Source organism: Mucilaginibacter auburnensis (assembly GCF_002797815.1).
Classification (GTDB): domain Bacteria; phylum Bacteroidota; class Bacteroidia; order Sphingobacteriales; family Sphingobacteriaceae; genus Mucilaginibacter; species Mucilaginibacter auburnensis.
This window is the reverse complement of the sequence record NZ_PGFJ01000001.1, coordinates 1,605,807-1,627,798: the sequence shown is the minus strand read 5'-3', so window position 1 is coordinate 1,627,798 and position 21,992 is coordinate 1,605,807. Positions and strand designations below refer to the sequence as shown.

At 37.6% G+C, this 21,992-nt stretch carries 25 protein-coding genes and 1 tRNA gene; 8 read left to right on the top strand and 18 right to left on the bottom strand.

Translation table 11 applies throughout. The annotated features are described in order from the left end of the window. Nucleotides 1-48: 48 nt before the first annotated feature. The 4 genes from CLV57_RS07240 to CLV57_RS07225 form a co-directional block, all read right to left on the bottom strand. Nucleotides 49-122, bottom strand: a tRNA-Arg gene (locus CLV57_RS07240). Between the two features lie 116 nt (nt 123-238). Beyond that, nucleotides 239-451: a hypothetical protein gene (locus tag CLV57_RS07235; RefSeq protein WP_100340642.1), complete on the bottom strand. Its 213-nt coding sequence runs from the start codon at nt 449-451 to the stop codon at nt 239-241. 10 nt (nt 452-461) lie between these two features. Continuing rightward, nucleotides 462-1,049: a hypothetical protein gene (locus tag CLV57_RS07230; protein ID WP_100340641.1), complete on the bottom strand. Its 588-nt coding sequence runs from the start codon at nt 1,047-1,049 to the stop codon at nt 462-464. Next, a complete protein-coding gene (locus CLV57_RS07225) occupies nt 1,033-1,512 on the bottom strand; it encodes an RNA polymerase sigma factor (RefSeq protein ID WP_100340640.1) in 480 nt (159 codons plus the stop codon). Before CLV57_RS07225 ends, CLV57_RS07230 begins: the two co-directional genes overlap by 17 nt. Nucleotides 1,513-1,709: 197 nt before the next feature. Between CLV57_RS07225 and CLV57_RS07220 the strand changes: the two genes are divergently transcribed. Beyond that, nucleotides 1,710-2,531 carry a helix-turn-helix domain-containing protein gene (locus CLV57_RS07220; RefSeq protein WP_100340639.1) on the top strand — a complete coding sequence of 274 codons (822 nt, stop codon included), beginning with the start codon at nt 1,710-1,712 and terminating at the stop codon, nt 2,529-2,531. Nucleotides 2,532-2,566: 35 nt separating this feature from the next. After that, on the top strand, nt 2,567-3,688 hold the full coding sequence (locus CLV57_RS07215) for an FAD-dependent monooxygenase (protein ID WP_100340638.1): 1,122 nt from the start codon (nt 2,567-2,569) through the stop codon (nt 3,686-3,688). A gap of 41 nt (nt 3,689-3,729) precedes the next feature. On the opposite strand, the gene CLV57_RS07210 is transcribed toward CLV57_RS07215, so the two are convergent. The 14 genes from CLV57_RS07210 to CLV57_RS07150 form a co-directional block, all read right to left on the bottom strand. Next, entirely contained in the window at nt 3,730-4,806 is a 1,077-nt protein-coding gene (locus CLV57_RS07210) for a galactosyltransferase-related protein (RefSeq protein ID WP_169927065.1), read from the bottom strand. Nucleotides 4,807-4,856: 50 nt separating this feature from the next. Next, nucleotides 4,857-5,639, bottom strand: coding sequence for an HlyD family efflux transporter periplasmic adaptor subunit (locus CLV57_RS07205; RefSeq protein ID WP_100340636.1), 783 nt, complete (start codon nt 5,637-5,639; stop codon nt 4,857-4,859). Nucleotides 5,640-5,670: 31 nt separating this feature from the next. After that, entirely contained in the window at nt 5,671-6,504 is an 834-nt protein-coding gene (locus tag CLV57_RS07200; RefSeq protein WP_100340635.1) for a hypothetical protein, read from the bottom strand. Further along, nucleotides 6,501-8,678 carry a peptidase domain-containing ABC transporter gene (locus tag CLV57_RS07195; RefSeq protein ID WP_100340634.1) on the bottom strand — a complete coding sequence of 726 codons (2,178 nt, stop codon included), beginning with the start codon at nt 8,676-8,678 and terminating at the stop codon, nt 6,501-6,503. The genes CLV57_RS07200 and CLV57_RS07195 overlap by 4 nt, the downstream gene beginning before the upstream one ends. A 268-nt stretch (nt 8,679-8,946) precedes the next feature. Then, a complete protein-coding gene (locus CLV57_RS07190; RefSeq protein ID WP_100340633.1) occupies nt 8,947-9,756 on the bottom strand; it encodes a hypothetical protein in 810 nt (269 codons plus the stop codon). 69 nt (nt 9,757-9,825) lie between these two features. Continuing rightward, nucleotides 9,826-10,041: a hypothetical protein gene (locus CLV57_RS18335; RefSeq protein WP_157799092.1), complete on the bottom strand. Its 216-nt coding sequence runs from the start codon at nt 10,039-10,041 to the stop codon at nt 9,826-9,828. A 106-nt stretch (nt 10,042-10,147) separates the two neighbouring features. Then, nucleotides 10,148-11,725 carry a vitamin K epoxide reductase family protein gene (locus CLV57_RS07185; RefSeq protein ID WP_100340632.1) on the bottom strand — a complete coding sequence of 526 codons (1,578 nt, stop codon included), beginning with the start codon at nt 11,723-11,725 and terminating at the stop codon, nt 10,148-10,150. A 796-nt stretch (nt 11,726-12,521) separates the two neighbouring features. Beyond that, entirely contained in the window at nt 12,522-13,037 is a 516-nt protein-coding gene (locus tag CLV57_RS07180; protein ID WP_157799091.1) for a hypothetical protein, read from the bottom strand. Between the two features lie 57 nt (nt 13,038-13,094). Next, complete coding sequence (locus CLV57_RS07175; protein WP_100340630.1) at nt 13,095-13,523, bottom strand: hypothetical protein; 429 nt, start codon at nt 13,521-13,523, stop codon at nt 13,095-13,097. A 3-nt stretch (nt 13,524-13,526) separates the two neighbouring features. Then, nucleotides 13,527-13,772, bottom strand: a complete 246-nt coding sequence (locus CLV57_RS07170; protein ID WP_100340629.1) for a hypothetical protein — start codon at nt 13,770-13,772, stop codon at nt 13,527-13,529. 226 nt (nt 13,773-13,998) lie between these two features. Beyond that, entirely contained in the window at nt 13,999-14,631 is a 633-nt protein-coding gene (locus CLV57_RS07165; RefSeq protein ID WP_100340628.1) for a TetR/AcrR family transcriptional regulator, read from the bottom strand. Next, nucleotides 14,600-15,067 (bottom strand): hypothetical protein, encoded by a 468-nt coding sequence (locus tag CLV57_RS07160; RefSeq protein WP_100340627.1) that lies wholly within the window; start codon nt 15,065-15,067, stop codon nt 14,600-14,602. Before CLV57_RS07160 ends, CLV57_RS07165 begins: the two co-directional genes overlap by 32 nt. A 39-nt stretch (nt 15,068-15,106) precedes the next feature. Beyond that, complete coding sequence (locus CLV57_RS07155) at nt 15,107-15,835, bottom strand: hypothetical protein (protein ID WP_100340626.1); 729 nt, start codon at nt 15,833-15,835, stop codon at nt 15,107-15,109. A gap of 13 nt (nt 15,836-15,848) precedes the next feature. Beyond that, on the bottom strand, nt 15,849-16,946 hold the full coding sequence (locus CLV57_RS07150) for a hypothetical protein (protein WP_100340625.1): 1,098 nt from the start codon (nt 16,944-16,946) through the stop codon (nt 15,849-15,851). Between the two features lie 245 nt (nt 16,947-17,191). Between CLV57_RS07150 and CLV57_RS07145 the strand changes: the two genes are divergently transcribed. The 6 genes from CLV57_RS07145 to CLV57_RS07120 all read left to right on the top strand — a co-directional run bounded on the left by CLV57_RS07145 (nt 17,192) and on the right by CLV57_RS07120 (nt 21,985). Further along, nucleotides 17,192-17,818, top strand: a complete 627-nt coding sequence (locus CLV57_RS07145) for a hypothetical protein (protein WP_157799090.1) — start codon at nt 17,192-17,194, stop codon at nt 17,816-17,818. 27 nt (nt 17,819-17,845) lie between these two features. Beyond that, a complete protein-coding gene (locus CLV57_RS07140; RefSeq protein ID WP_100340623.1) occupies nt 17,846-18,691 on the top strand; it encodes an XAC2610-related protein in 846 nt (281 codons plus the stop codon). 7 nt (nt 18,692-18,698) lie between these two features. Then, nucleotides 18,699-19,619, top strand: a complete 921-nt coding sequence (locus tag CLV57_RS07135; RefSeq protein WP_100340622.1) for a hypothetical protein — start codon at nt 18,699-18,701, stop codon at nt 19,617-19,619. A gap of 104 nt (nt 19,620-19,723) precedes the next feature. Then, complete coding sequence (locus tag CLV57_RS07130; protein ID WP_100340621.1) at nt 19,724-20,299, top strand: hypothetical protein; 576 nt, start codon at nt 19,724-19,726, stop codon at nt 20,297-20,299. A 201-nt stretch (nt 20,300-20,500) separates the two neighbouring features. Beyond that, the gene (locus CLV57_RS07125) at nt 20,501-21,307 is read left to right on the top strand and encodes a hypothetical protein (protein WP_169927064.1); all 807 of its coding nucleotides are present in this window, start codon (nt 20,501-20,503) and stop codon (nt 21,305-21,307) included. Between the two features lie 69 nt (nt 21,308-21,376). Continuing rightward, nucleotides 21,377-21,985 (top strand): hypothetical protein, encoded by a 609-nt coding sequence (locus tag CLV57_RS07120; protein ID WP_100340619.1) that lies wholly within the window; start codon nt 21,377-21,379, stop codon nt 21,983-21,985. The last annotated feature ends 7 nt before the right edge of the window (nt 21,986-21,992 follow it).

Below are 21,992 nucleotides of genomic sequence, written 5' to 3'. Positions count from 1 at the left end.
CGATATGCCATAAAAAAGAAGCTTCTCAAAATGAGAAGCTTCTTTTTGTGATCCCATCAGGATTCGAACCTGAGACCGACAGATTAGAAATCTGTTGCTCTATCCAGCTGAGCTATGGGACCATCGCTACAATTTTTCTTGCAGCGGTGCAAAGATGAAAAAAAAACTCTTATCTGCCAATTTTCTTTATCAATAACCGCATAGAAAGCTAATCTTTTATTCAACCACCAGGTAGCTATTACCTTTTCAAAATACCGCAAGCATTTTGTTTCTTGATCTGCTGCATTTTTATCAGCGCGATACATTCTATCATCAATCCAATACCGGTCAAAAAACCGGTAAATGCGTCTGCTAGGTGAAAATACCGATTAACGATAGGTGTTAATGACACTATTAGCAAGCCAATAACAAGAATAATTACAGTTGTTTTTTGTTCTTTTAGATTTTTCATGTTTTTGTTTTTATGAGTTAAGTTGACGTGCGATGTGTTTTAACCGCTCTGTTGTGGCTTTCAATTTTTCTGACTGCTTTTTAAATGCTCTTGGCCTAACTAAAAACCATATCACGATTAGATAAATTACACTTAGCGAATAAATAATGATAAGCAATACGGTGCTACGCATTGCAGCTTCATATAGATACATAAGCAAACCTGCAGAAGAAAATAGCATGATGATGACTTGTGTTTTTTTGTAGTAATACAACTGATTTTGTCGGGTTTGCTCAAGAAAAGCCAAAAAGTTGAGATTACTACAGTCTTCAAGCCTGTAAAAGCGTTTGAGCGACAGAAGATTGGTGGCAGCCAGCAAAATGCATGACGCCAAAATCAGGTAACCACCAATGTACGTTACGCTTAGTTTAAAGGGGGTGAAAATTAACACTGCTATCATTAAACAGGCAAGTAAACATGAGGCCACTATAACCAACCATTTGTTGCGCAATCTTTGATATCGAAATTTCTTTACCGTTACTAACATCTGCTCTGCATTAGGCAGTCGGTCAGTTTTGGCGGAATGCCATATTGCTTCCAAATTATTCAAATTGTCCATATGCCTTAAATTTCTTGGTTAGTTTGTCTTTTATGCGGTGAATTTTCACCCTAACATTTCCACTGTTCAATCCTACTATATCCGCAATCTCTGCCTGCGGCAACCCTTCGAGTTCCAGCGAGATGATAATGCGCTCCGTTTCCTTCAATTCGGCAATGCACCTGTATAACAACTCCAGTTTACCTTCCTGCGATTCTTCAACTGTTTCGGTCAAGTTGAAGGGCAGTTCAGCAGACGGCATACGTTTAGCTTTCTCGAGCGCCCGCAGGCAATTATTGGTAGCAATTCTGAATATCCACGTGCTTATTAACGACTCATTTCGAAAACTCTCCAGATTTTGCCATACAGATATAAAGGTTTCCTGCAAAAGATCTTTTGCCTGTTCTGCATCATTTGTATAACCAAGGCACACCCTGAATATTTGCGGCGAGTAGCGGTTATATATGTCCTCAAAATCTGTCATAAAGGGAAACCATCGTAATATCTCATCTTTAAATTACTGCGTTAGATACAGCTTTGGTTAAATGTTACAATTGAATTAATATAGAAATATTAGGTTGAGTCGTTTACATTATAGTTTCGTAAAATTTGATTAGGTTTTAGTTTAATTGCTCTCCGGTTCCAATCACAATAGATCATTCAATTATCTTACCTTTAAGTATGCATCATCAGGAATTTACGGTTATCGGCCAATTACATAATCACGTACAGGGTTTTTGGTACCGGGAGATGGAATTTAGCAATTACCCTGCAACTTTTGATGTACTGCCTGATAGCCATGCCGAGATTATATTTTACTTTGGAGGCGGCTGCAGTGTATTAACCGGCGGCACGATAGAACCATTGTCATCACCTTTCCTGGTAGGCTTACTCGGTAAAACAACGTATTTTCAAGTAGAGCATAATATTAAACTCATCGGCATCAAATGTTTTCCCTGGGCTGTTTATGACCTATTGAAATTACCTGCTGTTAAAGGTGGCGTTCAACGCCTTACGCACCCACTTGCCGGCTTGCACCCTGCACTGAATGTACTGGTTAGCGAGGCGAAGGTTGAAGGGGCTATTACCCTCTTAAGCAATTGGTTAGTTAACGAAAGCAATATAAAAAACAACGCCCAATTAAATCAGGCGGGGCGAGCTATGCTGGGTGCAAATGGTGCCTTACCTGTGCGTTTGGTAGCAAGCGCTGCGCATATAACTGTACGCACCCTGGAACGAAAATTCAAGACATCTTCGGGCAACGGCGTTAAAAACATATCAAACCTGATCCGTTTCGAACAGGCACGAGACCGTTTGTGGTGTTATCCTAACACATCCATCTCCGCTTTAGCTTATGAGTTGGGTTATGCCGATCAATCTCACCTAAACCGAGAGTTCAAACGGTACAGCGGCTTAACCGCAGCTGCTTTTGCCAAACAAACCCAACTGCGAAAAAAAGAATCCTATAGTGATTTTGTCGCAATTGTTCTATCCTCAGAATAGCGCGGTACAGATTTTTGTATGAAAATAAAACACATATGAAGATCAGTAAAGCAAATAAAGTTTTAGTTTCCGGCGCAAGCATTGCCGGCCTTTCTACCGCTTGGTGGCTCAACCATATAGGCTATCAGGTTACCGTAGTTGAATTAGCCGCTGCACCCAGAATCAGCGGCGCTGCAGTTGACCTGAACGAACCCAGCGTTGCTATTGCCAAACAAATGGGACTGTATGAGAAATTCAGATCCTATCAGTTAGGTGTAGACCGCATCGAATATAAAAACAGCGACGACATTACTGAAGGGGTTATTGTCATTCCAAGAAATGAAGAAAATTCTGCTAAAGAAATTGAGATCGAACGCGATAAATTTGTGAAAGTTTTGCTGGACGAATTAATAGGGCAAGTTGAGTTTTTATTCAGCGACCGTATTATTGCCCTTGAAGAAAATGAAACCGGCATTGACGTCCGTTTCAACAATGGCGGGCAACACAAATACGATTTAATATTTGGTTGTGACGGTTCGCATTCAGGCACACGCAATATCTGGTTCGGTCCGGAAGAAAATTACGCGCATCATTTAGGCGCATATTTCTCTATCAGTATTATTCCGAAACTATTGGTACCACAGCGCACCATGCAAACTTTCAGTGTACCTTCCAAATCTGTAATGCTGAATGCCTATAATGGTAAAACAGATGTTATTTTCATTTTTATGACCGAAGAAGAATTGCCCTACAACTATCGCGACCTTACTGAGCAACGTCAGATCATCCGGGAGCAGTTCAAAAATGAAGGCTGGCGCACGTCTGAACTTCTGGACGAAATAAGCAAATCTGACAGCTTTTATTTTGACAAATTTAACCAGATCAAAATGCCTGAATGGCATAAGGGACGCGTTGTATTAGTTGGTGATGCAGCCTACTGCCCTTCGCCTGCTTCGGGTCAGGGCGGATCTTTAGCCATGCAAGGTGCAGCGGCCGTTGCTGGCGCCTTGCACAAATACAATGGCGACTACAAACCTGCGTTTGAAGCCTACGAACGTGAATTGCGGCCATTTATTGAAGAAGTTCAACTTATGGCTGAACAAAATATGAAAACAAATTTCGTTTTAAAGACTGAAGATGAAATCCGTGAGCGCAATACAACAGCAAAGTTATTTTAACAACTAACCGAAATATACCAAATCCTCTATTTTAAAGCATATTAGTTGACGTAAATTATATCCGAAGAAAAATTTTTGTATACAGTTGCCTTACCAAATTTTCCTTTGTTCACAACAACAGCTGTATTCTTCAGGTTGTCCTCCATAATCAATTGGGTGTAAAGAAAGTGTTTAAATGTTAATATTCCTTTAATGATATCATTACTAATTATGTGGTAAAAGTTATCGGTAAAATCGCTGGTTGTGAGGTAAATACTATTTTCATTTTTTTTTATATCCATTTCAAAGGCTCCCATGGTAGATGATATTATAATTTTATCATCGTGTCTTTTCCAGGTTCCTGCTATCCATACATTATCTTTTAAAGTATACTCCAAACTATTTCTTATAGCTGCATAATTTAAATAACTGTCTGAATTAATTGTGTAATTATCAATTAACACCCCCTGCTCAAAATGATTATCGTCATATAATAACAAAACTTCTGATTCAGATGGAGTAATATACCTAATATACATTTCGTTAAAATCCGTTGGAAGAATGTGCCTTTCTTCGTCACCATGGCTGATATAATTCAAATAAGTGAAATCTTCAATCAATTTCCTCTCAATGCCAATCATTTCCAAACGGTTTATGAAATCATAATCCTCAAAACCATGCCTATCCATACGCTCATCAAAGCCCTCAACCTTGATGAAATCACTTTTTTTTACGCATACTTTTCCTAAAACATCGCCTGCCGGTTTATAATTCTTTTTTGTATTATAAAAGTCAATTGGGGTTAGAACTATGTTATCAAAATCCTGGAAAGTCTTATTTACGTAATTAGCAAATCCTTTCCCGGTGTAATAATCGGCCCAAATACTACATAAAACATCTCCTGTTGCTAATTTAAAGGCAACATTTTTTGAATGACTTGGGCTCCAGGAGCTGGGATCATTCGTTTTGTAATACACGAGCCGACCATTATCAATATAGTGTGAGAAATTTTTCTGCACCCATTCTTCCATCCCATCTTCTGAATTGTAGTCAAGTATGATAAATTCAAGCTCCTCATAATCTTCATTATCCGTAATGTTCTGTGGCAACGTAATTTTTAATTGGTGTAAGCGGTTCATGCAAATTACACAAAATGATATTTTCAAATTATTTTTGGCCATTTGTCACCTTATTTTAATTCCTTAACCATAAGATTGTAAAAGCGGCGTAATAAAGTGATATCCTTCGTGATTATCTCCGCGCTGCCAGTCATCCACGTCTTAAGCTTACGTGGATCTTTCAAGTTTCCACGTTCTTCAAAAGCTACCTGTACGGCAAAAAAACCTTCATTAGAAGGCTCATCTGCCACATAACTTATTTTGCCTTTAAAAACTCCATATTCCTCAAAAGGATAATTATTTAATTTCATCACTACGTCCTGCCCTATTTTAACTTTATTGATCTGGTCTCCAGACACTTTAACAACACCGAACAAAAACTCATTATTAGGCATTATTCTAAAAACTTCCTGATTAGCTTTTAAGAAATATCCTTTTTGTATAATTGCCACTGAGGCTACTCTACCACTATAAGGAGCAAGTAAAAATTTGTGTTTACCGGAAGTCTCGCTATATATTTCAGCCAAGACCTGTCCTTTTGAAATTATTTGTTCTGTGGTTATAAAAACTCTTGAAATGTACCCAGCCTCGCCGGCAATAACAGATTTCACCGTATTAGCTGCTTCTATTTTTAATTTAACCTTAACGGTATCCGGGTAGCGTACTATAACGGAAATAGATATTGCTACTAGTACGATGATAAACAACAAGGTTATACCCCATCTTATAATCCAATTCGGAACTTTGGTTATAATCTCTTGTATCTCTTCACTATGCTTGTCTGAATTTATCTTGGAAAAGTCAGGCTTTCTTACCACATTTAAATCCTTGGAGCTACTTTCAATTATTATCATGTTTCTATTATTTGGACAAACAATGGCCTTCTCAGAAATTATCAGGATGGTTATGTACTAAATATTTGCGTAAGGCTTTTTGAATACCATTATTCAACAAAAATCTGGAATTGTCATTTAAACCCAAGCAATTAGAAATAATGCTGACCTTATTGTTGTAAAAATATTCTATAGATCTATTAAGGCCAGTTATTTTTTTTAGCTCAAGTTCGTTGAAATCTATCCAGTTATTTAGCCAATCTAATTCTATATCAAATCTTTCAGTTTGCATTATATCTAACGCTATCTCGTCCAATAATGCCACATCGAGAACAATCTCTTCTTGAATTTCTGTTTCATTGTTCTCCATGCGGTTAGTAATAAACATCAAGTCTACCGCGGCTTTAACATGCTTTATCAGAATTTTAATTAAACTTACCTGCAAGTAAAAAGCAAACGTGATTATTGTCTCGTCGTCAATGGTACATTCTTTTAAAGCCCTGATCAGAATTTTCGAGAAATTGGTTAGATTAGTAACATCATCTAACGTTTTAGGTGTGCCATGATATAACCCATATTGAATACTATTCATTGGCATAGGCTTGAATACGCCGTCAATAGGAAAGCGTATTTTTTTTACTGTAAAATTTGCCAACGAGAAGTAATTCTTAAAAAAATCGTCAGCTCCTTTAGCTACATCAAGTGCATCTTCTCTGGTTGCCTGAAGTGATAACCTAATATTTTCGCCACTTAGAAAATTAAAAGATATGGCGTAGTTATTTATTGCCTTCTGATCTTTAATAAAGACTTCTATACCCTCTTCTAACAATTTATTCCAATTGTTTTTTGCGCAAAAGAGCGAAAGAGAAAGCCAAACAAAACTCATACTCCTAATTCTAACTGATTTTTAACCAGACCATAATACTCACCTTTCAAAGCGGCTAATTGCTGATGCGTGCCCTGCTCAATAATCTTTCCTTTATCCATAACTATAATGTTATCCGCATTGCTAACTGTACTTAGTCTGTGCGCTACAATTACAACCGTGCGTCCAAAAAAGAAGTCATTAAAATTGTCCATAATCACCCGCTCATTATTAGCGTCAAGTGCATTAGTAGCTTCGTCAAAAAATAAATAATCCGGATTTTTATACACGGCTCTGGCTATCAATAAACGCTGTTTCTGCCCTTGGCTAAGTCCGCTCGCACCTGACCCTATTTTAGTATGCAAACCAAAGGGCAGCTCAGAAATATAATCATCCAGATTAGCAGTCTTAATGGCCATCGCCAATTTTTCTTTATCTGGCATTTCATCACCAACAGCTATATTGTTTTCAATGGTGTCAGAAAAAATAAATCCATCCTGCATTACTGTGCCGCATGCGTTACGCCAAGTCTTAAAACTAATTTGGTTAAGATGAGTTTCATTCACTTTAATATCACCTTTTTCCGGCTCGTAGAAACGTAGCAATAATTTTAGCAATGTAGTTTTTCCACTACCACTCATTCCTACAATAGCTGTAGTTTTCCCATGTGGAATTATTAAATTTATGTTTTCTAACACTAAATCGTTTCCTGCGCCCGGGTATCTGAAATCCAGATTTTTAATTGCGATAGTTTTAATTTCAGGAAGATTATATATCCATTCTTTATCTACAGATTCTTCATCCTCCAACTCATGCACATCGTTTAGCCTTTCCAAACTAATCTTTGCATCCTGGTATGATTGAACAAATCCGAGAAGTTGGTCAATAGGATTACTTACCTGCCCAACAATGTATTGAATAGCCATCATTCCTCCCAACGTTATCTCACCATTTACAACTGCTTTAACACTAAGAAAAGTAATAATTATATTTTTTGCCTGGTTTATAAACAAAGTACCCCCTTGCTGATATTGGTTGAGTGCCAGATTTTGCACCTTGTATTTAAATAACTTAGCCTGAATATGTTCCCATCCCCAGCGCTTTTGTTGTTCGCAGTTATTGAGTTTAATTTCCTGAATACCACTTACCAATTCAACAATATTATTTTGATTACTTGAAGAGTTATCGAACTGCTTATAATTCAGGTCGCGTCGACGATTTAAAAACAAAGCAATCCAGCCAACATAAACCACTGTGCTTATTAGCGATACTGTAAAAATTACTGCATCGTAGTAAACAAGTATCACAGTAAAAACAAACAGATTTATCAGAGAGAACAAAGTGCTTAGCGTTGTGCCGGTTAAAAATGTTTCAATTCGCTGTTGATCGTTCATGCGTTGCATAATATCACCAGTTGTTTTACTCTCAAAATAACTAATCGGAAGTTTCATCAATTTAATCAGAAAATCTGTAAGTATTGAGATATTGACACGAGTGCTTATGTGAAGCAGTATCCAGGAACGTATAAAATTCACGCTGGTACTACCTATAAAGAGCATTACCTGTGCAATTAGTATTAAATACACAAAATTGATATTGCGTGTGTTTACACCGATATCTACTATTGCTTGTGTTAAAAAAGGGGTAACGAGCGAAAGCAAGGTACCAATACCCAAACCAATGAGTAACTGTATAACCAAACGCTTGTAATCATAGAAATATCGAAAAATAGAAAACCAAGATAATCTGACTTTGTCATCTTCTTGTTGATAAAACTGTGGTGAGGGACTTATTAATAAAGCCACTCCGTTCTGAAAATCCCTGTGGCTAAACCAATTTTTCGTGAAAGCTTCTTCGTCTGATACAATGAGTCCTTGTACAGGGTCAGATATGTAAAACTTATCTCCCTTAATCTTGTAAAGTACAACATAGTGGTTTTGCCGCCAATGAAGTATGCAAGGCAGTTCTGCTTCTTTAAGCAGGTTAAGTGTAATTTTTACACCTTGAGTTCTGAAACCTATCTTTTCTGCCGCTTCACTTATAGCCAATAAATTAACACCGCGCTTATTAACAAAGCATAATGCTCTAAGTCTTTGGATAGATAACGCACGTCCGTAGTGTTTGCCTATAATACGCAAACATGTAGGGCCGCAGTCCATTTGATCTTGTTGTTTATAATGCGGGAAGGTTAACATTTATACGTTATTATTTAAATTTCTGCAGAATGTATAAGCAAAATGTGTCCTTAATGAGGTTGATGTCATAACTAACTTTAGATTTTGTTTAACGAGATGGGGGCATTTACTTTCAGCTATTATAGTATCACTATGGCATTCAATATTTTTGATAAGTTAACGTGCCTGCCCTGACAGTTACGTTTTATATAAGCGATAAACCCGTTATTTATTATCCGGATTCAATTTAATTTCTTCTTTTATGAAAATAATACAGCTAAAGGGCTTGCTATTTCGTCGCTAAAACATATTCTCCCCTAAAATCTGAGCCACCAAACTTTTTGGCTAATAGAACGTTAAGTTGAGCCAATTGATCAGGCGTAGCTTGGTTACCGCTACTTGTAATAATCTTTGAATTTTCAGAAACTGCGTATCCAGGTATTGGATTAACTTTTATTTGGTACGAAATTTTTTTATCGTTTTTTGTTGAAACCCCAAGTAGTTTAAGATCTATCAACATTTCTAAAGTATATGCTTTATTCACGTCGAATAATTCTGCAACCTGAATACCTTTCTCGTTATAAATAGATATCAACGAATCAACACCCCGAATACCTTCTACCTTTATAAACCTGTGCTTTTCTCTAAGTAGTTTATTATTTTGGGCTATGTCCGCATCTGTAGCTTTGTTACTCGGATTATTCATATCCCCCTTTAAATCTAAAGAAAGTAGTCTTCTGGTATCATTGATATAATAAGGAAAGGTAAAACTACTGTTATTGCCGCTACTACCATTTTTAGTAGAAAATGTAACGCCTTTCTCAATTATCTTATTAAAAACATTACGATCAGTGGCTCTAATAATTATATACAATCTTTCATCGTTATTAGCAATTGTGTAGTAAAAATCTGTGCTATTATTGTACGCTTCAAATTTGTTAGTCCACTCATCAGATTTTCCGTCAATTTTTAAATTTGCAGGCATATAAAGCCCTTTAGCTTGTAAATTAGGCATTTTTGATTGTGCCGACGTTGGGTAATACAAACCTAAAAAACAAGCAGCAAGTACCACCAATTTTTCGCTTTTTAAAAAATTCATATATATTATAATTTTATAGTACTGAATAAAAACTGACAGTAGTTACCTACTGTCAGTTTAGTGCTTTTGTTAACAAGTAAAGCTTGAATAATCACAACAGCTATCGTTATGACATGTTGCCCCCGCCCAGCTGTAACAATCCGTCTCACTATTCCAGTCGCAGAGGAAAATGTAGTTTCCACCGGTGCAGCGATTTGTTGCTATACAAGCATACATACCGCCATTAATTTTTTTCATTTCATCTTTAGTAAGCTCAGTCTTACCGCTCAATTTTAGTTTTTTCATCTAAGTTTTTTGGTTAAATTGCCCCAATATTCGGTTGTGGCTTTCCCGATCCTGATTTATCGAAGTTCAGGCTTCTTCATTGTGGCCAACAATATTTTGCTTGTATTTATATAAAATACTTAATGTCTTCTGGTAAATAGTTTTGGGGGAGTTTGCGACCGTTTAAAAATAACGTAGGGGTACTGGTTACATTGGTTAAATTGCACCACTCGCGTTGTTTAACAATGCTATCAAGCCCAAAGGCATCTCCTTTCTGAGGATGCACTTTTGCCCACTCGTCATAATTTTTTTGCTTCTGTTCATACCAGTCATCAATAGCATTTTTTACAGCTATGCTTTCTTTGCTCTTTTTTATAGCCATCAAATGCAAGGCAACTTTCGCATTTCTATCATTTTCATTCTGACTTATAAAAATTATCTGGAGTTTAACATCGTCTCGACTCTCTATCCACTCCAAAGCCTTATGCGCTCTTGAGCAAGGCTCGCAAAATGGATTTGATACCATTGTAATCACTTTTTCGGCTTCGGGATTTCCGAGAATTATAGAATTGCAATTATCCAACAGTGCATACTGAGCCTCATCGTTCAGCATTCTATTGAAATGATCCCTATTATATTTGTACTCTCTAAGCTGCTTTTTTAATGGTGAAATTTGTTGGGAAAGAAGTAAATAGGGTTTAATAAATATCCAACTTAAAACAGGTACTGCCATAGTGGTAATTAACCGAACCCATTCACTATACGCAAACGTTTGAGAAGTTGTTGACAGGGACGGAAAGAATGCAAAAAATTCAAACCAAAGCAATAACTGAACCGCGCAGCACAATCTACACCACTGTTTAGAAACCCGCCATTGGTGATAAATTGAATAGAAGGTATATGGAAGGCTAAGCAGGTTAAAAAGTGAAAGCAAATGAATAATTGATGGATTATCACTATTGAACAGTAAAACCAGCCATGTACCCGAGAAGTAAAAAAAGCCTACTTCACTCCAATTTAGGTACTCATTTACTTTCGCTGCCTTTGATGACAATATTGCATTGCAGTTTTTATCACTATCACTTCCACATATTCTATGAATTAAGGGATTATTGGCATCAAAACCCTGAACCAACAATAGTGTAGTTATGGCAAGTCCGGCGGTTTTAAACAAAGTTAATAGTGCAACCTGCAAATTTAAGGATCCGAAATAAGGAGAAACTATTAGCCAGATCAAGAGCAATGAAGTAGCGCTTGCGATAACAAAAGGTAACCTTATGTCGTTAATTATATCCTTAAAACGCTTTGCAGCATAGTCGGATTCGCCAGATGTATCGTTCTTTTCAGCGATCAATATAGCGCCTGAATAAATATTTTTAAACTCATCGATGCTGATGCGGTGTTTAGTCCATCGTTCATTAGAAACTATCGCATACTTTTCAGTTAAGTTATTTACAGTAAGGAATTCTTTTTTTGAAACAAAAGCAATAAAGGGCACATTTATCTCTTCTGCTATCAATTCATCAAAAGTCAAATTATAAGCAGCATTTGGGATATTCCAAAGGTTCATCACATCGCTCATGGCAAGTAAGCTACTATAATCGGGGTGTTTTTGAAGATCCTCGTCAAGTGTATGACGCGATAAAGGTATCGCCAAAGCGGCAATAAAATGGCTCAACGCCATTGTGAAATTATCTCTCTGCATAAGGTTGGTTCACTTAAAATTAAGTGTAATCGGTTTAATGTATGGTTAGGTTAGTGCAGAGGGGTACGCTAAAGCTACCACTAAGCTAAATAATTATTTTTTTATTATCCTAATATTTATTTGAAAAAAATACCAGGTTTTGCGTCAATGCGCTTTTCAATGATTATTATCTTGTTAAAGTTCTTTAAAATAATCTGTTAATTGTTCGCAAGAAAAAAACAATTTAAAACCAAGTTGAATTGTTGTGTCCCGATACTCTTATGGCTTTTTTCAAGCTTTTCAAAAAGAAATTTGACCTTGATATTGAGTGTGCTGTCCAGCCGTTTCTCCGATAAAACACGTCACAGTGCTGGTACTGCGTATATAGGTAATACTGCGTGCGGAACAATCAAGCCGCTTTATGATGCAGAAAACAGCTTGATTGAAGTGCGCCCACCTGGGCTACTATGATCTTATCGTTATTCTTTGATTATCAATCACTTGCAAGAGTCACTGGCGATATTGGTCGCCGCTTTGGTCGCTGACCGCTCAAGCATTGTAAAAGTACTAAAATGTACCGAAATATACCAAAAATTTGGCTGATTTTTTAGCGGGTTCCTGGTTCGAGCCCAACCAAGCGCATGATTTGTTTTCTGATCGGATATTTTATAATTCGTCTGTCTTTAAAGCACTTTCACTTTCAAGTTTTAAAAAATAGCTCCTATTTAATAGAGTAATTATGCGCTTTGCTTATTGCTTAGTGCTCAAGATCTTCTCATCAACATTTCCTTTTCTTTCAGAAAAGGAAATCATCACATCAAACCGGAATATTGACCGGTACGATCTTTCTTTCTAAATCAGGCCACAAGGTCTTGCCAATTATTTCCCGACGGTGATAAAATATCCTTCCATGATACTTTCCAGGTCCTATTCCCATGCCATAGCTTTCGCTTTCCTTCAGGAATTTTTGCAATTTGTTCATAAATGCTTTTATTCGCTTATCAGGTTCCTTCGCAACTATCCTTAACCCAAGCTTTTCCAATTCAGTGTTAGTTGATCTACCTCCTTTTACTTCGATCACGTGCATGAAAAAGTTATCGTCATAAAAACCTCTGTATTTAACTTCATCAAAAGGTTCAGATGTAATAAATATATCCAACCAGCCGCTGCCCACTTGAGGTAATCCTTCTTTAGTCCAATCAGCAAAGGGTAAAATAGTGCGGAGGGCACCTTTACTTTTAGTGTAAACAAATAGATCAGCAGATTTGATCAAAGCTTCAGTCTCTTTGAGAAAGAGTTCCATTGACATAAAGATGTTTACAAGGCTGGCCATATCTTTTAATTGATCATTGGTGAAGTTGATGTATAGTAGTGTTTGCGATCAGTACCGTTAATTATTTGCATCGAGAAAGACGTCCGCTATTGAAAAATCCTCTTCTACCAAGCAACAAATATCCATATCAGGATATTCTGTTTCGGATCCGAAGATGAGTGAGGTCTCCGCATCTATATAAAAGCAGATCGTCTTCAGTTGAAGCGATTGCTCCAGACCCGTGTAGTCACTACTTACGGGTTGATAAGCAGAGCCGGTATATGCTGCATCCGTTAGTTCCGCAGCTATTGCCGTTTTTAGGTCCTGAAGGATCTTTTTATTAAAACTTTCCAACCATGATTCTGCGTGCGCCATTAGTGCATTAAGATCATCTATTCCCTTATGGTCTTCCAGATCGAACTCAACTTGAATGTCCCCGATATCAGGCAGGGTAAGAATTCCTGTAAGCCGGTCTTCAAAGTGATCAAAGCCTTTAAATCTATCCATACGTCAACGATTTAATAGTTCTTCTGCAAACTTCCTGAATGATCTTTGCGCATTGGGCATTAATGTTTTTAGCACATTATCGTTCTTTCCTTGCATATGCACCTGTTCTATTTGCTTTGATGAGTTATAAGAAAACTCGTATACCTCATTATAGGTATCCGTTAGCTCTTCGTCTACAAACATCTCTACCTTAAATTGAACGATCAAAACAGGAAGCTTTCCCGTTATGCTCTCCGGCGTGTAGGTCATAGCACATCCGGACCCGCAACTCAATACAAAGGATGATAATTTTGTGTCTTCAGTGGTTTTTACTTGTTTAGTGAGAACGCTCGTTTGGAGTTTTTTATGGTTATTGGAATTAGTCCCTCTATTTCCACTATCACAACCAAACGCGACCATCACAACAGAAAAAAGCATCAGGACGATACAATTGCTTTTATAGCTACGCTTCATACGATTCTTTTTAGTTTAAGGATCATTTATAGATCAGATCAAGTAACTGTCTAATTGTCTTCTTGATCTCGTCTTGTCCGGCCGGTTGCTGGATATCAATTCCGCAAAAGGTGTTTTCCTGCATTTTGGCATGTAAGGTGAGATAATAAACACCACCCATGAGTAAGGCGTATACGGCCCGGAAGTTCACTTTGCTATCGGCGAATCGCTTATCGAAAACCTCACTCAATACCATCTCCCCCACATTTTCACGCTTCAGATCAAGTTCCTTTAACATGGCCGACTTTTCGCTTAGTCCCCACGTAATAATGCGGCGCATTTCCTCATTGCCGATCAAGCTGTCCAACTGATCTTGCAGTACACCATACGCAAGCGCTTTACCGGCGTCTTCCCTGGCTGCCCGGACAATACTTTCAACATCCTCGGGTTCCATCTTCCAATAATCTTTGTTGTTCAGGTATTCCTTTACCAGTCCCTCCAAATCACCAAAGTAATCATAGATAAGCCGCCTGTCCACCTTAGCTTCTCCGGCCACACTGCTCGCGCTTAAACCCGCAAAGCCCTTCTTTTTTAATATCTTTCCGAGCGCATTTATCAATGTCGCCTTAGTCCGTTCCTTATTTCTAACGGGGCCGTTGGTGATCTTTCTTGTCATTTACTTGAGCTTTGGTTTTAAGGAGGTATCCTCTTCTGAATTCCAGAAAGGACCAGGTTGTGATCAATGGATATGCTATGGCAGCGATCGTAGCTTTTGTCATAATGCCGCTATGGTAACTATCCGCTATTGTAATGATCAACATTACTGCTATCAGTACCGGCGCTCCGGAAAAAGTAAGCCATGATACAAAGTAATTATCTCTTATCTTTTTGAAACGGTTCAAAAAGATGGCAAAAGAACCGAGTACCATTGCTGCAAGGTAAAACAACGAGAAACCAAGGTTCAACAAAATTTCCAGGACGTTTAAAATAAATGATACGCCTTCGCCAGTGTCTGATGTATTTACAATGGCAATTCTGTAAGCTAAGTAAACCATGACAGCTAACATTACGTTGAGTAACCAATATTTAAATACAAGACCGTTAACATCCATGATCAATATTTTTAGCTTAATCTGTTTGCTTTAAGTGTTTCATTTAAGCGCGACCAATTTGTCCGCTGGCAGATTATACTCGTACAGTTTATCAGATTCTTCATCAACGTACAACCATTGAACGATACTAGCTCCGTTTGGTCCTACCGGGGCAATGCCGATCACCTTGTAACCGTGATCGTCCCTTGTTTTTGATTCAATGGAATAAGTCACTTCGTCTTTATTTTTAATAGCGAGTTGCAATAGAGGATTTTTGGTTTGGGTTAAATAATACTCCACTATCAAGTAAACTTTATCCAGATAGGATGAAGTAAATTCTTCATTGGTAGCCCATGTATATTTCAGCTTCCTGCCATAGGTTTTTCTAAACCGAGAAACTGGTCCGTCGGCTGCTTTTTTCAGGTCAAGTAATATATCCGCCGGCATTTTGGACTCATTATCGCCGGGAACAGTGATGGAGTCTCTTTTCCATTTTACCTGTACCAGATCTCCCCGGTTTATATTTCTGTTGTCATCTATGTCGTTAATGAAACTGAATATACTATCTCCCTTTCTCGCCAGGATCTGAAAATAATCGCCATCATCGAGATACTCAACAAAGGTCATTTGGTCTATGTGCGTATGTTGTTCGCTCCTGGTCTTAGGAGTGTGGCTTTGTTTTACAATTGTATCTGATCTGGTTAATTTTTTTTGCTCGCTTGTTTTTAGATCACATGCTGAAAGCATGCAACAGTTCAATATGATGAGCTTAATTAACGTTCTATTCATCGTTTAATATGAGTTATTTGATCAAATAAAGCTTCTTATCATTGTTTGTAAATAGAGCATAGTCTATTTGCGGGTTGGTATAATACATATAGGCATCAATATCATGCGGAGGCTGCTTTTTATTCTTCATAAGCGTACCTATATTCTTTCCATCTATTTCAATGCTGCTCTGATGCCATTTCTGATCCAGGTACATAAACTCCTTTAATTTTAATGTGTCCGTTTTGTATATCACATCTGTGAAAAGGTTTCCGTGAAAAAGCATTACATCAAAAGGCGCCGCATTACCACCGCCTCCTGAAAAGCGGACTTTCTCTAATTTCAACTTTTGAAAGTAGCGGTACTTTATCTCAGGTGCTTTTATGATCTCTTTATTACCACTTACTTTGGTGTTGATACGTTTAAAAAGATCGTTTAAAAGCAATTTTTCTGTATACGAATAAGGAAAATCCTTGTCTGTATCCAATGTCGTAAAAAAACGGAAGCAATCATCATTGACAAAATACGTCAGGACGGTATAGGTTTCCATGGTTGGTACAGCCTGGATCTCACCATCAGCCGCTGGTTTAATAGGCTCCGGGGTCTTAGTTTCATAATCGACATACACAGCTGTAGATTTTTCCTTAACAACCTTAAGTTGCTCCTGTTGCTTTTTCAGATCCCAATCAAGTCGTTCGTTTTGCAGGGGGATATTAACAGCTTCTTTATTTCCGTCAAAGCCCCATTTATAATATTGATGGTACTTTCTATCAATAACATATCCTTTGACAAAGGCAATATCTGTCTGTCTGCATTTTAGCGTTAAAGAGTCAATTAAAACTCCGTCCCTGCTGATCTTATAAAACGAGTTGGTCTTTTTTTCCGGAACCGTATAGACGATCACCTCGTTGTTTGGCGTTAAAAAGGTCTTTATATCCTCCGTGCTTTCCAGCAACAGTGTCATTGACACTTTTCCGGCTTTGATAACACTTGAACTATCAATTGATGTGTAATGCGAAAATTCTGTTGGCAGATCGTCGGATATGGTCTGCTGGTTTTTGAAAAACTGGACACCGACGAAGGTCAACAGGGCAATAATGGCAACCGTACAAAATCCATATAACATCTTCATGATCCTTTCTTATTTAAGCAAATATTTAGCAGCTTAGTCAATTCCTTGCCTATTAGTATAAACTTTTTAGCAGGCAGAATGTTCATAATATATCACAATGCAGTGATATAAATAACGAAGAGATAACTACAGGCGGTATGCACATAGTTAGGTTTTTTGCGAAAGAAAGTACCGGATCTCAACGGAGGCCCATCTTGGCAGCTTTTTGTGAATTACCAGGCATATATTTAACCTTTCTGTCTTGCTTGTTCATAGTATCCTGCAGTGGTGATCCTGCTGATACATCAACAAAAACTAAACAGACACCAGACAGCTCAATACAGGTTCAGCAAGAGATATCACGATCCCTACAGGATCGTCAAAAAGTTCAGAACCGCAACACTGCCATAGAAGTTATGGCTGAAAAAGATATCCTCTTTAACGGCAAACTAAAACGTTATTTCACTTTAAATGAGTTTACGTCGGTACTCGGTAAACCGGACAGTTCGAAACTACTAAGCGACATAGAACCCTGCACAAATATTTTTCAGGAAGCCGACGGTTCAGTTGATCCTGAGGCGAAGTATCTATATAAAAATGGTTCGAGGTTTGAAGGTTCGCAGCGTAAAGTTGCTATTGACGAGATAAGGTTTGGAAAAGGCGATTTTTTAGTTTTTAAGAACCACACACTTAATAAAAATACAACAATGGCCGATCTGCGTAGGATATTTCCTAACGCTGCTAAACATATCGGCATAATGGATGTAGCCGGTGAGGGCAAACTGCAGGTGTTGCAGTTGAGAGAAGATGATGACAACGTGTCTGACGGGCACATTAACCTTTTCATTAAGAACGGAAAACTATATTTTATGCATTGGTGGTTTCCGTGTTAGACTTAAAACACTATTTGATTGCTCACCATGTTTGGAAAATTTTTTAGTGCTGTAGTTTATTTTGTTGCGCTTACAGCCATCGCTAATGCCAAGTCGTTTGATTTAACATCCGCTGATCAGCGTAAACCATTCAGCTTGCGGATTTATTGTACGGATGAAGGAAAAGCAGCCCTGGTCCAGTATAAGGGCAAAACTTCCTATTTAGCTTTAAGGCTTAAAAAATTCACAACAAGCGTACTTACCAACCCTAACAAGCAGCCTGAAGGCTATTATTATGAGTGGGATGAATTGGTGAACGGAAAGATCACGGGCAGCTATGGGTTGGTTGAACAATCGGGCAGGATAACAGAGGCCTGGTACATGCGTAATAAAGATGGCAGGCGGTTTAAATTGACAGGAAATGCTAAAAATGACTCACACGACGAAACTCAAAAATATCTTTTACACGACGTACTCATAACTTTTGCCTGGACGAGTGCAGATAATCAATTCATGTTTACTTATCCGGATGGCAAGGTCATCACACCCAACTTCCTTTCGATGGATGCACCCGATGCAGGAAGGTCATGTTATATCAAAGACTACAATTTTGACGGTTACGATGACGTTGCCTTTTCGCTTCCGGATGCCGGCATGGGCGTTTATCAAACCTTTAACATCTGGCTGTATGATCCCTCATCAAAACGCTTCCAAGCATTGCAGGAAAGCGAGGATGCCCGCGCAAAATGTTCCTGCCTTTGCGATGTAACGCTCAATCCCAAAGAAAAGCTTTTGTACACCGCCTGCCGTGGCGGCGCTCGTTGGTGGCAGGATGTTTACCGCATAAGTAAAAACAATCACCTGATCTGGCTACGCTCGTCAGAGAAAAGATAATAAACTTATGAACAGACTTGCGAAACCCTTCTCCGACACCTTGTATATTTTAACAACTTGCTTAATTTTAATTAGTTCATGCGGAAAGCGGGAATACAAAGGCTACGTTTATGACAAAGAAAAGCGTATTCCATTAAAGGATGTTATCGTGAAATATCACGGCCAACAAGTTAAGTCTGACAAAAACGGATACTTTGTTTTTGAGGATAATGGTGAGGTTTCTGATGATATCACCTTTTCCAAGAACGGATACAGACCTGACACCGCGAGAACGATTGTCATTCATTCGGGTGAAACGATGAGCGAACGATTCGGAAGCGGTCGTGACACTGTTTTCCTTTCGCCTGAAACAGCAATAAAAGAAAAAAGCAGGTACGATGACAAATCGAAGTCATTAGGCATTAAATGGCCAATCACGTCTCGACAATTTCAAAAATTCTATAAGAAAAATCCGCAAACCAGGGAATACACTTTGTTAGTTCCTTCGGGATATGAACTCAAAACTTGTACTGATACCGGAATACATTTTAAGGAGAGTCCTTTTGGATATGAGATAAAGCCGGGCAACCGGTATCTAACAGCAGATAAATTTCAACTTTCCGGGACGGATTGCGAAATTATCGTTTACAATGTAATCGGCGAGAACGACAGCCCTGTTTTAAATATTCAACTGAACAGCTACAATAAGGAAGGTCAATTACAAGATGCGTTACTTTTAGACAGTCGGTTCATTTTTGAAGTTGAATACTATCGGGATTTTAGGATCGAAGAAACAGGAATTATCAAACTAAAATTACATCATATTGAACACTACACCTACAATGAGCAGGGCGACATAACAGGATATATAAAAGATCCGCAAGTGGAAAGTTCATCGGTAACTTACCAATTACAAGCCGATAGAAAATTTCGGAAAGTTAATCGTTAATTGACCAACATTCAACTTTCTCCCGAAAAGCCAGTAGCTATTGCAGAATAGATTTTAAAAATTACGGAAATTTTAATTAGTGTAACTAAGACTATATCAATTTAATGAATAATTCAGAGCTTATTAAAGATCAGACTTTCGATGATCAATTTTCATTTTTAACAACATGCTTGGGAAGAACACGGCATCTATACACACTTTTCGAAATGGAAATTGCAAATGATGATTTCAGTTACGCCTTAAGATTTAAAAATGCATCAAGGGTGATCAATAAGCTTTATGAAGAGTGCGTAGATATCATATTTTCAGCCCGGAATAATTTTAGCGTAGACTTAAGCTCGCTCTACAAGTTGGCACCTTCTTATGAAGAATATACTACAGCATATGCTACTATTGCAACTCAAATCGCCTTAATGTGTACTTCTATTGCTGAGTTTTGTGAAAGCAGAGATGCCGGCCTGATCAATGAGGTTCTGATGAATCTCGAAGAAATAATCAATATCATAAGATCTGAGAATTTTTATAGGCAGAATCTACCAGGAGACACCTGGGAATATGTAACGACTTTCTTGGAAAAGGAATACGCTGATCAACGGGAAATAATAAAACAAATTAGTGATCAAGATTTATCTAAGGAACTATTTCAGGAATTAATAAATAGTTATGAAGTTAAGATATGAAGTTTTAGCGGGGAGCTTTATCGGAATACCTGCAACTATGTTGGCTGCGTGAAATCTGCAAACGCATCCTTATTTTGATAAAAAGTAATACTTTGGAATATGCGTAACATGTGTTTTTCTTTACTTATTACAGTATTAGTTTTAGGTGCCTGTCAACAAAGAACGCCGCAGAATAAGAAGGTTGATGACACGGCAACGGCTATGAATAAATCTTTTAGTTCAAAATCATTTACTGCACCTGAAAGCTGGCGTTGGCGATCTGAAAATCAGCGCCAGGAATTTACGATCAAAATACTAAAGTTGACCGAAGACTCTTTGTTAGCACAGTACTGCGCCGTTTATAATAATGGACAAAAACTGGACTGTGATTTTAATGAGAACGCAAATATTAAAGCAGCATTTGACCCCGGCAGGAAAATATACACCGGAAAATTCAAAAGCTTCTTTAATTCAGGCTACGGGATTTGCAGTATTAAATTAACAGATAACAGTTTGGTTTGGGAAATTGTAAAAATTCCTACCGGTACTTACTATGCCCCCGAAAAATGCATCCTGAATAGGTTGCAAAATTCCCGGCAATTGAATAAAGCCCAACAAACCGATTCGATCATGAATGCGTCAGATATTTTACCATTAAATTATGACAACTTCAGTAAAAAGGTTAAAATGTCCACCTCCACGGAAGAGTATATAAAAAACAATTTTAACGAACATTATCAACTAAGCGTAGATGCAAGTGCTAAACTTCCATCAAATGGAGATTTTCAGCTTTATCTGATCAATAACGTCAGCGGCGATAGTGACCTATTATATCTGGTAACATTTAAAGGAACAAGATTTATTGATGGGTTAGAAATTGCAAACAGCAATGGAGCAGAAACCGAACAAACAGTTTTTTCAATGGATAGATCATATAAAATATCACTGTTTACTCAGGATGAAAACACAAAAATATTGACAGCTACTTATCAATTAAACAACACAGGAAAGTTCGTAAGAAAAAATTAGTAGCTTTTGAGCAAAGCTTAGTAAGGCATGTAAATTATTGAAGCTTAATTACACGATTAAGGGATTGATATGATAAAAAAAATAAGAGTAAAAGAGTCCGCTTTTAAATATGATCCTGCACTGAATCAGATTTCTTTATTTACAGACTTAAGATTTGTATATCAGTCATCATCATTTAAATTAGATCTTAATCAGCAGGGAGAGGAGGACTTGATCCCGATTAAGAACGCCCAAAGAGAAAAAAATAAACTCGTGTTTTCGGCCGAATATAAAGGGGAGGAAATTGACATTGAACTAATCGGCTCGACAGCATTAGAAAATCTTTTTTTCGACATCATTACTGATTTTCATCAACCGATACGTCAATCTTCAAGCGACCTTGACACTATAGAGTTGATCTTTAAAAATGGAATTATTAAAGCCTTCTACATTTACAAAAACATCCTGCAGAAAAATAAATATCAACTCATTGATTCTCTACGTTTAGTAAACGAGCCGGATGGCCTTTTCCTGATCAAGCAGAAACCTTTTAGAAAGATCAGACTCGCAAAAGTGCATTTAGAAATTCAAACCATAGTGTGTGAAAGTACTGAATTTGATCGATATCATTTTACGCTCGATGTAAATGAAACCGTCTTAGAGATTATATCAAATATTTTTTCCGTTATTTCAGTGTGATCTATAT